Genomic DNA, 12,933 nt, shown 5'->3' with positions numbered 1-12,933 from the left:
GAGCGCCGCGCTGCGCCTGGACTTCGCCGGACCACGCCGTCCCGGCATCGGGCCCGCAGCTGATCGACCCCTGCCATCGGCACCGGCAACGGACGACGGTATCGGGGCCGCGGTGATCCGATCGCTGGCACAGTCACCCGAGCCGCTGACGGCCTGCATCGCCATCCTCGGCCCGGCGGGCGCGGCGACCGGCACCTACCGCGTGGACGCCGACGGACTCCTGCACCAGGTCCACGCGCAACCGCCGCCGCTGGGGCACCTCGACGCCGACGTGGCCGTGCTGCTCGGCGGCCCCGCCACCGCCTCGCCCGCCGACTTCCGGGCACTCGCGGTCGCCGCCGGAGTCGTGTCGGCGCACCTGGCCGCCCTGCTCGGCGGCAGCCTGCGCCACGTGACCTGCGACGACGAGACCATCGCCTGGCCGCTGGCCGCCGTGAACGCCCCGATGACCCATCTGACCACCGTCACCGGCAAGGAAGCGCCATGACCGAATACCAACTGTCCACTGTGATCATGGCGCATCCGAGCCGGCTCGCCCTCGCCGAGGCGCTCGCCGACAGCCTGCCCGAACTCAAACCCGACATCGTCGTCGACCCGGACCCGCACGGGCCGCCGTCGTCGCTGCGCACCGCCGCCGTGGCCTGGTCGTTCGTACCCGAACACGCCACCCACCACCTGGTGCTGCAGGACGACGCCGTGCCGTGCCGGGGCTTCGCCGACGCCGTGCACGCCGCGATCGCGCAGCACCCGGACGCCGCCCTGGCGCTGTTCACCGAGTGGACCTCGATGACCGCCCACCACCTGCGCATGGCCGCTCTGGCGGGCGGGACCTGGGCCGGGGTGGTGGACGAGTACGTGCCGAGCGTCGCCCTGGTCCTGCCCGCCCGGATCGCCCGCGAGTTCGGCGAGGCCGCCACCCGCAACCAGCGCGAGTGGACCCCGACCGACGACGTCGCGCTGATGAACTTCCTCCGCGACCGGCACGTCGCCGCCATCTGCCGCATCCCGAACCTCGTCGACCACGACTCCCCGGACAGCCTCACCGGCAACCTCCACCAGGGCCCGCGCCGTTCGGCCTGCTTCGCCGACGACGTGCCGCCCCGCCCGGACGCGCTGCTGGGCGTGGCCGACCTGCTGCCGACGTTCGCGCACTACCAGATGCCCGACTTCGGCTCCCGGCCTTACCTCGCGCTGCGCAAGCCGCTGGAGGACGGGGGAATGCCCTGGTCGATCCGATCCGCCGAGCAGTGGCTCGCCGACACCGGCCTCGATCCGGCGACGGTCACGGCACTGGCCCGTGCGCACACCGACCGATGGCGGCGGCAGCATCCGCAGCTCACCGACGAACTGCTCGACCGGCTGTGGCTGACGCCGTTCGCGATCGGCGTCAGCCTGACCCTGCCGTCCGTCCGGCTCTACCAGCCCGACGGCACACCCCTGCACAGCCGGTTCCCGGTCGCCGACGAGGCGGCCCTGGCGAACCTGCTGGCCGATCCGGTGGTGCGGCGCGCGTTCACCACCCTGCCGCAGGCGCACCTGCACCCGGTCGCCACCCGTGACGTGCTCGACGGCCTCGAACAGTTCCTGGGTGAACTCATGCTCGACGCCGTCCGGGCCGGATACCGCCACGCCCGGCGATGATCACGCTGCGCCGCGGCGGTGAGCTGACCGTCGCCACCACCCCGTCCGCCGACCTGCTGATCACCGGCCCGGACCGCGATCCGGTAGCCCTGCACGACGCGGACGGGTCGGTGGCCGCCGTCCTCGCGGCGCTGAACCGCCCGACGACCTGGCAGCACCTGCGCGAACAGGTGCCGCTCGGCGCGGGACGGCTCGACACGCTGGTCCGCCGGCTGCTCGTCACCGGAGTCGTCACCCTGGGCTGCGCCGACGAACACGGTGACGTGGCGACCGCCCGGTTCCGCTCCCGGCTCGCCGTGGTGCGGCCCGACGCCGATACGGCGCTGGAGCAGGCGATTCAGCTGTCGCCGTACGCGCTGCTGCGGCGGCTCGACGGCCGGGCCGTCGTCGAGTCGGCCCACGACGGGACCGCCGTCGAGCTGCATCGCCCCGAGCTCGCGGCGGTGGTGGCGGGCCTGTGCGCGCCGACCGTCGCGGCGGCGGCCGCCGGGCTCGCCCCGGGCGGCGAGCGGTTGCTGCGGCTGCTGGCCGCGGTCGGCCTGGTGACCGCGCCCGGCCCGGAGACCGGACGTGCACCGCACGCGGTGTGGACCCATACCCGCAGCAGGAACGGCCTGGTCGAACTGCGCACCGCCACGCCGGACGCGCTGGACGAACCGCCCGCCGAGCCCGCCGCCGAGACCGACATCGCGCTTCCCGTGCCCGACCTGGCGGCGCTGCGCCACAGCGATCCGACGCTGGCCGAGGTCATGGAGACCCGCCGCTCGGTACGCCGGTTCGGCGGCACGCCGCTCACCCTGCCGCAGCTGAGCGAGCTGCTGCACCGGGTGGCCCGGATTCAGCAGCGGCTGCCCGCCGACCCCGCCGACGACCGGTCCTACTCCTTCACGCTGCGGCCGACCCCCTCGGCGGGGGCGATGCACGAACTCGACTACTACCTCACGGTCCGCGCCTGCCAGGGCCTGGCCCCCGGCGTCTACCGCTACCGGCCGGACCGGCATGCGCTCGCCGTCGTCAACCGCGACACCGTGCCGCTGGTCCGGCTGATCAACGCCGCCTACCTGGCCCTCAACCGGGTGTCGGTGCCGCAGGTGCTGATCAGCCTCGCGGCCCGCGGCGACCGGACCACCCGCAAATACGGCGACCTGGCGTACTCACTGACGCTGCGCAACGCGGGCGTGGCACTGCAGTCGGTGTACCTGGCCGCCACGGCGATGGGCCTCGGCGCGTGCGCCGTCGGCAGCGGCGACGCCGCCGACTTCGCCGAGGCGACCGGCCTCGATCCCACCGAGGTGTCCGCGGTGGCCGAGATCGTCATCGGATCCCTTCCCGGAGAGGATGTGTGAATGGACGACTCGACCCCCTCCGCCGAGCCACGGCTGCCACCGCTGGGTTTCCGGCGGCTGCTGGTGGTCGCCACCGGCTCGCTGCACGCCGCCTTCCTGCCCCGCGACCTCGCCTGGCTGCGGCTGGCCTACCCGCAACTGGAGACGCAGGTCGTACTGACCCGGTCGGCGCTGCAGTTCCTGACCCCTACCGCGGCCGGCGCGATCACCGGCCGGGCCGCCGCGGTCGACGAGTGGGCCGGTCCGGCCGCCGAGGCCGTGCACGTGACCTGGCAGCAGTGGGTGCAGGCCGTCCTGGTGTATCCGGCGAGCCTGAACTACCTCGCGCGGCTGGCGGTGGGCCTGGCCGACTCGCCCAGCCTGCTCGCGATCCAGTGCAGCACCGCTCCCGTCGTGGTGGCCCCGGCGCTGCCGCCCGGCGGCTGGGACAGCCCCGTCACCACCGCGCACGTGGCCGCGCTGCGGCAGCGGCCCACGGTCACCGTGCTGCCGCCCGTGCCGGTGCGCAGCTTCACCACCGGCCGCGACGACGCGCACGGGCCGCCGCCGTTCACCGCCGCGCTCGGCACCGTCGAACTGCTGCGCCACCGGCTCCAGGAGGAATCCGCGTGAGTTCCGCCCCACGAGTGCTGTTCCTGGCCCGCGGCCACGGCTTCGGCCACGCCGCCCGGGACCTGCGGATCATCAGGGCCATGCGCGCCCAGCGGCCGGACGTCGCGATCCAGGTGATGGCCTCCGGCAGCGCCGCGGTCTACCTGGACCTCTACGGCGAGAGCTGCATCGACATGGGGATCGGCGACCACGAGGACATGACCCCGGCGGCCGGCGCCCGGGTGTGGGAGCTGATGGGCGAGCACGCCCCGTTCGACCTGGTCGTCGCCGACGAGGTGGTGTGGTCGCTGGTGTTCTGCGTCAAGAAGTGGCGGCGGCGCGCGATCCTGCTGACCGACTGGTTCTACTCCGAACTGGGCGCGCCCGAGTCCGATCCGATCCTGGACCAGGCCGGGGAGATCCTGCTGCTGGACTTCTCCGTCGCGCACCCGGGCCCGTTCGGCGTCACCAGGCCGATCCAGACGTTCGGCCCGGTGGTGGCGGACTTCGGCGTCAGCCGCGAGCAGGCGCGTGCCGACCTCGGCGCGGCCGAGTCCGAGACGGTCGTGGTGCTCACCATCGGGGGCATGACCCGGATGGTCGACAACGCGGCGATAGCCGAGCTGACCGTACGTGCCTGGCTGGAGCACGCGCCGCCCGGTCATCGGCTGTTCGTGCTGGCCGAGCCGTTCTGCGAGGTGCCCGCCGACCGGGCCGCCGACGTCGTCTGGGCCGGGTTCACGGCCGAACCGGAGAAGTACTACGCCGCAGCCGATCTGGTGGTGACCAACGCCAACGGGACCGTCACCTGCGACCTGGTGTGGAACCGGATCCCGGTGCTGGCCATGACCCACCCCGCGGTGTCCTACCCGGACTCGTTCGGGCTGCGCGTCAAGGCGATGAGCGAGGCCGGGATGACCACCCACGGCGAGGCCACGGTGTCGACCGCCGAGCAGTGGCGGCTGATGAACCAGGCGAAACGCGCCGGCTGCCGGCCCGACCCGGCGTTCGAGTGGACCACCGGCGAGCAGGTCGCCCGGCACCTGCTCGCCCGGCTCGACTACATGACGGCCAAGGCGGAGCCGGCGGTCGGCTGAACCGACGGCGGGGCCGGCCGATCACCACGGATCGGCCGGCCCCGCCGTTGCGGACCATCAGTTGAGGTCGAACCGGTCCAGCTCCATGACCTTGGTCCAGGCCGCGACGAAGTCGCGCGCGAACTTCTCCCGGGCGTCCTGGCTGGCGTACACCTCGGCGACCGCCCGCAGTTGCGAGTTCGAGCCGAAGATGAGGTCGACCGCGGTGGCGGTCCACTTGACCTGGTCGGTGGACACGTCGCGGACCTCGTACACGTGCTCGCCGGTCTCCGCCGCCTTCCACCGGGTGCCGGGGGAGAGGAGGTTGACGAAGAAGTCGTTGCTGAGCACGCCGGGCCGGTCGGTGAACACGCCGTGCTTGGCGCCACCGGCGTTGGCCCCGAGTGAGCGCAGGCCGCCGACCAGGACGGTCATCTCGGGCGCGGTCAGGTTGAGCATGTACGCGCGGTCGACGAGCAGCACCTCCGGCATTTGCTTCTCGCCAGGCCGCAGGTAGTTGCGGAACCCGTCGGCCTGCGGCTCCAGGACGCTGAACGACTCGACGTCGGTCTGCTCCTGGGTGGCGTCGGTGCGACCCGGGCGGAACGGCACCGTCACCGTGAACCCGCCGTCGCGCGCCGCCTTCTCCACCGCCGCCGAGCCGGCCAGCACGATCAGGTCGGCGAGCGAGATCTTCGCGCCACCGGCGGCGTTGAAGTCGCGCTGGATGCCCTCCAGGGTCTGCAGGACCGTGGCGAGCTGCGCGGGCTGGTTCACGTCCCAGCTGCGCTGCGGCTCCAGGCGCAGCCGGGCGCCGTTCGCGCCGCCGCGCCGGTCGGTGTACCGGAAGCTCGCGGCCGCGGCCCAGGCGGTGGAGACCAGCTGCTCGACGGTGAGCCCGGACTCCAGGACCTTTGCCTTGAGCGCGGCGATGTCGGCGTCACCGACGAGCTGGTGGTCGACGGCCGGGACCGGGTCCTGCCAGAGCTGGGCCTCGGGGACCCAGGGGCCGAGGTAGCGGCTGACCGGGCCCATGTCGCGGTGCAGCAGCTTGTACCAGGCCTTGGCGAAGGCGAGCGCGAACTCGTCGGGGTTGGCCAGGAACCGCCGCGAGATCTTCTCGTACGCCGGGTCGACGCGCAGCGACAGGTCGGTGGTGAGCATCGTCGGCCTGTGCTTCTTGGCCGCGTCGTACGCGTCGGGAATGATCTCCTCGGCGTCCTTGGCGACCCACTGCTTCGCGCCGCCGGGGCTGGTGGTCAGTTCCCACTCGTTGCCGAACAGGATCTCGAAGAAGCGGTTGCTCCACTGCGTCGGCTGGTCGGTCCAGGTCACTTCGAGACCGCTGGTGATCGTGTCGGGGCCCTTGCCGCTGCCGTTGCTGCTCAGCCAGCCCAGGCCCTGCGCCTCCAGCGGCGCGCCCTCCGGCTCCGGGCCGATGTGGTCGCCGGCGGGGGCCGCGCCGTGGGTCTTGCCGAAGGTGTGGCCGCCGGCGATGAGCGCGACGGTCTCCTCGTCGTTCATCGCCATGCGGGCGAAGGTCTCGCGGATGAAGTGCGCCGCCGCGGCCGGGTTCGCGTTGCCGTTGGGTCCCTCGGGGTTGACGTAGATGAGGCCCATCTCGGTCGCGCCGACGCCCGCGGCCATCTCCTTTTCGGAGACGTAGCGCTCGTCGCCGAGCCAGGCGTCCTCCGGCCCCCAGAAGATCTCCTCGGGCTCCCATACGTCCTCGCGGCCGAAGCCGAAGCCGAAGGTCTTGAAGCCCATCGACTCCAGGGCCACGTTGCCGGCGAGCACGAGCAGGTCGGCCCAGGAGACCTGCTGGCCGTACTTCTGCTTGACCGGCCACAGCAGCCGCCGGGCCTTGTCCAGGTTGGCGTTGTCCGGCCAGCTGTTGAGCGGGGCGAAGCGCTGCCCGCCGTCGCCCGCGCCGCCGCGCCCGTCGTGGATGCGGTAGGTGCCGGCGGCGTGCCAGCTCAACCGGATCATCAGGCCGCCGTAGTGGCCGAAGTCGGCCGGCCACCAGTCCTGCGAGGTGGTGAGGACCTCGGTGATGTCGCGCTTGAGCGCCTCGACGTCGAGCTTGCCGAACGCCGCGGCGTAGCTGAAGTCCTCGTCCAGCGGGTTGCCCTTGGCCGAGTGGGCGTGCAGCACCGACAGGTCGAGCTGGTTGGGCCACCAGTCGCGGTTGGTGCGCGGGCGGCCCCCGGTCTTCGGGGTCGGCGACGGGATCGCCGGGTTCTCGCTCTCACTGCCGTGCGCGGTCACCGAGTCGTGCGCGACCGGGCAGCCGGCCGCCGTCTTCTCCTCCACGCCCTGCGCGCTGGCGGGCATGTTGTCCTGGGTGTCGCTCATCTGCTTCCTCCGAACTGGCCGATCACTGGGAAAAACGTTCGGTCGCGCAGCCGGGGCAGACGCCCCAGTAGACGACCTCCGCCTCGTCGACCACGAAGCCGTGGTCGTCCGACGCGGTGAGACAGGGGGCTTCGCCGACCGCGCAGTCGACGTCGGCGATGACGCCGCAGCAGCGGCACACGACGTGGTGGTGGTTGTCGCCCACGCGGGACTCGTAGCGGGCGACCGCGCCGGCCGGCTGGATGCGCCGCACCAGGCCGGCTTCGGTGAGCGCGCGCAGGACGTCGTACACGGTCTGGTGGGAGACCGCGGGATGCTCGGCGCGCACCAGGGCGATCACCGTCTCGGTGTCGACGTGCGGATGCTCGCCGAGCACGGCGAGCACGGCCAGCCGGGGCTTGGTCACCCGCAGGCGGACCGCCCGCAGCTGCGCCTCGAAGCCCGTCATCTGCTCAATATTGCCATAATCTGGACCGATTCAAGTTAATTTCGGAGTTTGCGGGGTGGTGTCGCACCTCTTCAGCGCTCTTGACAGCATTTTTACGGCACCGGGGCAGGGCACCCGGTGCCGGACACGCTGTGGACGGCGAATTTCGCGCTCAGTGCGTGAGCACCGGCTTGACCACCCGTCCCGCCGCGGCGTCGGCAGCGGCCTCGTTGACCTGCGCGAGGCCGTACCGGGTGATCAGCTTGTCGAGGGGGAACCGGCCCGCCAGGAACAGGTCGACCAGCTGCGGGATGAGGATGCCGGGCACGCTGTCGCCCTCCACGACACCGGTGACCGTGCGGCCGAACAGCCGCGAGATGTCCAGCGACACCTCCCGCCCGGTGCCCGCCGAGCCGACGACAGCGGCGCTGCCCCCGACGTTGAGCACGTCGACGGCGTTACGCACCGTCTGCGGCAGCCCCACCGCGTCCACGGCGTGGTCCACCCCGCCGCCGGTCGCCTCGGTGATCTGCTTGACGACGTCGTCGTCCGCGGCGTCGAAACCGGCGGTCGCGCCGAGTTCGGCGGCCAGCGCGAGCCGGCCGGCGTGCAGGTCGACGACGACGATGTCCCGGCATCCCGCGACGGCCGCCGCCATCACCGCGGCCAGGCCGACCGCGCCCGCGCCGAAGACGGCGATGCTGCCCGCCGGCCGCGGCTTGAGCACGTTGAACACCGCGCCCGCGCCGGTCTGCAGGCCGCAGCCCAGCGGCCCGAGCAGGTCCAGCGGCGCGTCCGGGCGCACCCGCACGACGCTACGCTCGTCGGCGACGACCAGCCCGCTGAACGAGGACTGCCCGAAGAAGTGGCCGCCCAGCTCCGCGCCGTCCGCGCCGCGGTAGGCGGTGCTGCCGTCGGGGCGGCGGCCGCGCAGGTTCAGGCCGAGGAAGGTCCGGCACTGCATGGGGTGCGCGCCGAGGCAGTTCACGCAGCGCCCGCAGCTCGCCGGGGCGAGCACGACCGGGTCGCCGACCGCCACTGAGCGCACGCCCGCGCCGACGGCCTCGACCACGCCGCTGCCCTCGTGGCCGAGCACTGCGGGCGGACCGGGCGGCATGATCTGGTCGCGGGCCAGCAGGTCGGTGTGGCACAGCCCGGTGGCGACGACCCGGACCAGCACCTCGGTGGGCCGCGGCTCTTCGATCCGGACGTCCTCGATCGCGAAAGGTCCGCCCTTGGCGCGCAGCACGGCGGCACGGCTGGTCGGCATGGTCTCTCCTAACTGTGGTCGGTGACCAGGACGCCGTCGCGGTAGCGCAACCGTTGCGCGCCCGGCACGGGCAGGTCGGGGAACGGGAACGGGGCGACGTCGCGGTCGGCCATGACCAGCCACGCCTCGCCGGTGCCGCGGGCGGCCAGGACCGCCTCCAGCGCGTCGGCGACCAGCGCGGGATCGGCGACGGGCACGCCTGCGGCGCGGATCGCCTCCTGGCGGGCGGCGATCATCGGGGTGTCGACCAGGCCGGGGCACAGCGCGTTGACGGTGACCCCGTCCGTGGCGAGCACCGGGGCAAGCGAGCGGACCAGGCCGATCACGGCGCTCTTGGTCGCGGAGTAGAGCACCTCGATGGAGGGCCGCAGCGCGGCGGCGCTGGCCGTCACGACGACCGCGCCGGCGGTGGCGCGCAGGTGCGGCAGGGCCGCCTGGACGCCGAAGACCACCGAGTCCAGATTGGTGGCGACGATGTGGCGGTAGCGGTCGAGGTCGAAGCCGTCGCCGGGCGTGGTGCCGCCGATGATCCCGGCGTTGAGGTGCACGACGTCGAGCCGGCCGAACCGGGTCACGGCGGTGTCGAACAGCGCGGTGTTGTCGGCGAGCCGGGTGACGTCGGCGGCGACGAACTCCCCGCCGATCCGGGCGGCGACGCTGCTGCCGCGCTCGGTGTCGATGTCGGCGACGACGACGTGCGCGCCGCCGCGGGCGAGGCGTTCGGCGCAGGCGGCGCCGATGCCGCCCGCGCCGCCGGTCACGACGGCGACCTTGCCGTGGTGGGGGCCGTGTTCGGTCATCGGCACTCCGTTCCGGGTAGGGGTGGCGCGGCGCGGGACCGCCGCGCCACCGTCGATCAGCGGATGCTCAGGGTGTGCTGGAACACCCCGCACGGGTCGTACTTCGCCTTGACCCGCCGCAGCCGGGGCAGGTTCGCGCCGTAGTACAGCTCCAGCGCGCTCACCCCGCTGCCGTTGTAGGCCGGGTCGACCAGGTCCACGTCCGGCCAGTTGATGTAGCAGCCCTCGTTGGCGTCGCTCGGCGCGGGCACGCCGCCGGTGGAGGCGTACAGGTCGCGGAAGAACGCCCGGTTCCAGTCCAGGTGGCGCTGGTCGTCGGCGGGCACGTCCCAGCAGCTGAAGACCGAGCCGAGCATGATCGAGCGGCGGTGCGCCGTCGCCGTGGCGTTCGGGGCCAGGGCGTTGATCCGGCCGCCGTACGAGGCGATGGTGAACACGGACGCCTTGTGCGCGTAGTCGGCGCGGGTCAGGTGGTGGTACGCGATGTCGATCTGCTCGTCGGTGTAGCGCTTCTTGAGCAGGCCGCCCTTGGTCTTCGAGCGCGGCGGGCCGAGGATGCCCATGGACACGGCGGTGTCCGGGGCGGAGATAGTCGGCTGCAGCCACGGCTGCACCGGGGCCTTCACGATCAGCGGCGTCGGGCCGACGCCCACGCCGAGCGCGGCGAGGAAGCTGTCCAGCAGCGTGACCTGGCTGGGCACGCTCGGGTCGACCTGGCCCGAGATCAGGATCTTCCCGTTCTCGATCCGCGGGGCGATCATCGACGCGTACAGGGCCGCGCCCGCCGAACCCGAGGCGCTGTTCTGCTCGTGCCAGGTGCCGAAGTTCGCGCAGAGTCGGCGGAACGCGTCGGCGGTCATGTCGGACCAGTTCCAGATGGCCCGGCCGACCAGGTAACCGCCGGGGGCCTTGGGCAGCAGCTGGGTGGGGTTGGTGGACCGCACCCCCGGCTGGCGCAGCCAGAACTTGGTGACCACGCCGAAGTTGCCGCCACCGCCGCCGGTGTGCGCCCACCACAGGTCGTAGTTGGGGTCGGCGGGGTTGTCGGTGGCCACCACCGCCCGCACGAGGCCCGCCGCGTCGACGGTCACCACCTCGACGGCGACGACCAGGTCGGCGACCAGGCCGTACTGCCGCGACAGCGGGCCCACGCCGCCGCCGACGAAGTGGCCGCCCGCGCCGACGGCCGGGCACACGCCGCCGGGGATGGTGACGCCCCAGCCGTAGTACAGGGTGCGGTAGATCTGGCCCAGGGTCGCGCCGGGCTCGATGGTGAACGCGTTGCGCACCGGGTCGAACGCGATGTCGCGCATCTCGGTGAAGTCGATGACAATCTTGACAGCCGGGTCGTCGACCAGGCCGTCGAGGCCGTGCCCGCCAGAGCGGACGCCGATGCGCTTGCCGCCGCGCACCGCTTCGCGGACCGCCTGCACCACGTGCTCGGTGCTGCCGACGATGCGGACGGCCTCGGGAGTGCCGACGAAGCGTTTGTTGTAGCCGCGCAGCTGGGTGTCCGCATAGCGCGGGTCGGACGGCGTGACCGTGGTCAGCCCCGGCGGGATCTCGCCCGGGTCGTGCGCGGCCGCCGGCGCGGCGACGACGCCGGTGGCGAGGCCGGCCGCGGCGGAACCCGCTCCGGCGATGAGCATTCTTCGGCTGAGCCTGGACATGCGTGAGTCCTTCGAGGGGTCGAGGGAATGGTCGTGGCGCTATTTCTCGGACGTTTCTCCCAATGCGATGGAGAGGCGTTTGCGCCAAGGCGAGGATCACGCATTGTCACGGTCGAGTCGACCCCTAACAAACCCCTATGGAGACCCATTTCCCGTGCTTATCACCGCTCGGTGACCAATGGCTTGCGGAATGCTGTCGCGGCCGTGTGCTAAAAGGCCCCCGGAATGGTTCCTGTCGGTAATCGAACAATTCCGGGGGCCGGTTGTCCATGGCGGTCAGCCCGCCGCGGCTTCCTTCTTGCGCCGGGGGTCGATGACGATGAGCAGCCGGGCGGCCAGCGCGCCGACCAGGGCGACCCCGCCCGCGACCGCGCAGGCCACGGCCAGGCCGTGCACCATCGCGGCAGCCTCCGGGTCGGCGCCGGTCGGATTGCTGAGCAGGTAACCCGCGGCGGCCACAGCGGACACGGTGTTCAGCAGCGCGGTGCCGATCGAGCCGCCGATCTGCTGCGAGGTGCTGACCACGGCCGACACGATGCCCGCGTCACGGGCGTCGGCGGCCGACATCGCGGTGCTGAAGATCGGCACCGCGATGTTGCCGACACCGATGCCGAACAGCAGCAGCGCCGGGAGGATGTCCACCGGGTACGTCGACTCCGGCGTGAGCCGTGTCAGCAGCAGCAGGCCGACCGCGGACACGACCAGCCCCGACGAGATCATCATTCCGGGGCGCACCCGCAGCAGCAGCTTCGGGGCCACCTGCGTGGAGTAGATCGCGGCGGTGACGATGTACGCGAGGAACGCGAGTCCGGCCTGGATCGGCTTGTACCCCATGACCGACTGCAACTGGTAGGTCATGCCCAGGAACATGCCGAGCATGCAGAACGCGGAGATCGCCATGGCCAGGAACGCCCCGCCGCTGTTGCGGTTGGTCAGCACCCGCAGCGGCAGCAGCGGCGCGCTCACCTTCGACTCCACCACGGCGAACGTCGCCAGCAGCAGCACGCCCACCAGCAGCGCACCGATGATCACCGGCGAGGACCAGCCCAGGTTGGCCGCCTCGCCCAAGCCGTAGATCAGCGACAGCAGCCCCAGGGTGCCCAGCACCGCACCCGGCACGTCGAGCTTGGCCTCGTGCCGCCCGTCCGTCCTCGGCACGGTCAGCCAGGCGCCGACCAGGATGAGCGCCGCGATGGGCAGGTTGACGTACAGGCACCAGCGCCAGTCCAGCAGCGTGGTCAGCGCGCCGCCGAGCACCAGGCCGGTCGCGCCGCCCGACATCGAGGTCGCGGTGAAGATGCCGAACGCCCTGGCCCGCTCCTTCGGATCCAGGAACGTCAGGCTGATCAGCGACAGCGTCGCCGGGGCGATCAGCGCCGCGAACACTCCCTGCAGCGCCCGCGCCGCCAGCAGCGTCTCGGCGCTGCCGGCCGCGCCGCCCAGCGCCGAGGCCAGCGCGAACCCGGCCACGCCGATGATCAGCGAGCGACGGCGTCCGATGTGGTCGCCGATCCGGCCGCCGAGCAGCAGCAGACCGCCGAAGGTCAGCGCGTACGCGGTGACCGCCCACTGCCGGGTCACGTCGGTCAGGCCGACGTCCTGCTGCGCGGAGGGCAGCGCCACCGCGACGATGGTCGAGTCCAGGGTGACCATCAGCTGGGCCAGCGAGATCACCGCCAGGCCGGTCCAGCGGCTCGACGGGCCGCGCCCGGTCTGCTCCGGGCTGGTCACCGCGTCGGTTGTCGTCATGTTCTACT

Annotated in this window: 11 protein-coding genes; 5 read left to right on the top strand and 6 right to left on the bottom strand. The window is 72.5% G+C overall.

The features are described from left to right. Positions 1 to 112 precede the first annotated feature (112 nt). From AB0B35_RS07380 to AB0B35_RS07360, 5 genes are read left to right on the top strand one after another with little or no spacing between them, the layout of a single operon-like run. Positions 113 to 487 carry a hypothetical protein gene (locus tag AB0B35_RS07380; RefSeq protein ID WP_361041911.1) on the top strand — a complete coding sequence of 125 codons (375 nt, stop codon included), beginning with the start codon at positions 113 to 115 and terminating at the stop codon, positions 485 to 487. Then, positions 484 to 1,641, top strand: coding sequence for a hypothetical protein (locus tag AB0B35_RS07375; RefSeq protein ID WP_361041909.1), 1,158 nt, complete (start codon positions 484 to 486; stop codon positions 1,639 to 1,641). The genes AB0B35_RS07380 and AB0B35_RS07375 overlap by 4 nt, the downstream gene beginning before the upstream one ends. Then, complete coding sequence (locus AB0B35_RS07370; RefSeq protein WP_361041906.1) at positions 1,638 to 2,987, top strand: SagB family peptide dehydrogenase; 1,350 nt, start codon at positions 1,638 to 1,640, stop codon at positions 2,985 to 2,987. The genes AB0B35_RS07375 and AB0B35_RS07370 overlap by 4 nt, the downstream gene beginning before the upstream one ends. Beyond that, a complete protein-coding gene (locus AB0B35_RS07365) occupies positions 2,988 to 3,599 on the top strand; it encodes a flavoprotein (protein ID WP_361041903.1) in 612 nt (203 codons plus the stop codon). It begins immediately after the preceding gene. After that, positions 3,596 to 4,675: a hypothetical protein gene (locus AB0B35_RS07360; RefSeq protein ID WP_361041902.1), complete on the top strand. Its 1,080-nt coding sequence runs from the start codon at positions 3,596 to 3,598 to the stop codon at positions 4,673 to 4,675. The genes AB0B35_RS07365 and AB0B35_RS07360 overlap by 4 nt, the downstream gene beginning before the upstream one ends. A gap of 57 nt (positions 4,676 to 4,732) precedes the next feature. On the opposite strand, the gene katG is transcribed toward AB0B35_RS07360, so the two are convergent. From katG to AB0B35_RS07330, 6 genes are all read right to left on the bottom strand, one after another. Continuing rightward, a complete protein-coding gene (gene katG / locus AB0B35_RS07355) occupies positions 4,733 to 7,009 on the bottom strand; it encodes a catalase/peroxidase HPI (RefSeq protein ID WP_361041899.1) in 2,277 nt (758 codons plus the stop codon). Positions 7,010 to 7,031: 22 nt separating this feature from the next. Beyond that, on the bottom strand, positions 7,032 to 7,457 hold the full coding sequence (locus AB0B35_RS07350; RefSeq protein ID WP_361041897.1) for a Fur family transcriptional regulator: 426 nt from the start codon (positions 7,455 to 7,457) through the stop codon (positions 7,032 to 7,034). A 151-nt stretch (positions 7,458 to 7,608) separates the two neighbouring features. Then, a complete protein-coding gene (locus AB0B35_RS07345) occupies positions 7,609 to 8,706 on the bottom strand; it encodes an NAD(P)-dependent alcohol dehydrogenase (RefSeq protein WP_361041895.1) in 1,098 nt (365 codons plus the stop codon). Positions 8,707 to 8,714: 8 nt separating this feature from the next. Next, complete coding sequence (locus AB0B35_RS07340; protein WP_361041893.1) at positions 8,715 to 9,506, bottom strand: SDR family NAD(P)-dependent oxidoreductase; 792 nt, start codon at positions 9,504 to 9,506, stop codon at positions 8,715 to 8,717. Positions 9,507 to 9,562: 56 nt separating this feature from the next. Continuing rightward, positions 9,563 to 11,176 (bottom strand): FAD-binding protein, encoded by a 1,614-nt coding sequence (locus tag AB0B35_RS07335; RefSeq protein ID WP_361041891.1) that lies wholly within the window; start codon positions 11,174 to 11,176, stop codon positions 9,563 to 9,565. A gap of 276 nt (positions 11,177 to 11,452) precedes the next feature. Further along, positions 11,453 to 12,925, bottom strand: a complete 1,473-nt coding sequence (locus AB0B35_RS07330) for an MFS transporter (RefSeq protein WP_360526644.1) — start codon at positions 12,923 to 12,925, stop codon at positions 11,453 to 11,455. Between the last annotated feature and the right edge of the window lie 8 nt (positions 12,926 to 12,933).

This window comes from Catellatospora sp. NPDC049133, from assembly GCF_040648455.1.
Lineage (GTDB): Bacteria > Actinomycetota > Actinomycetes > Mycobacteriales > Micromonosporaceae > Catellatospora > Catellatospora aurea.
Note: the sequence above shows the minus strand (reverse complement) of the source record. Positions and strands in the feature narration are given on the sequence as shown.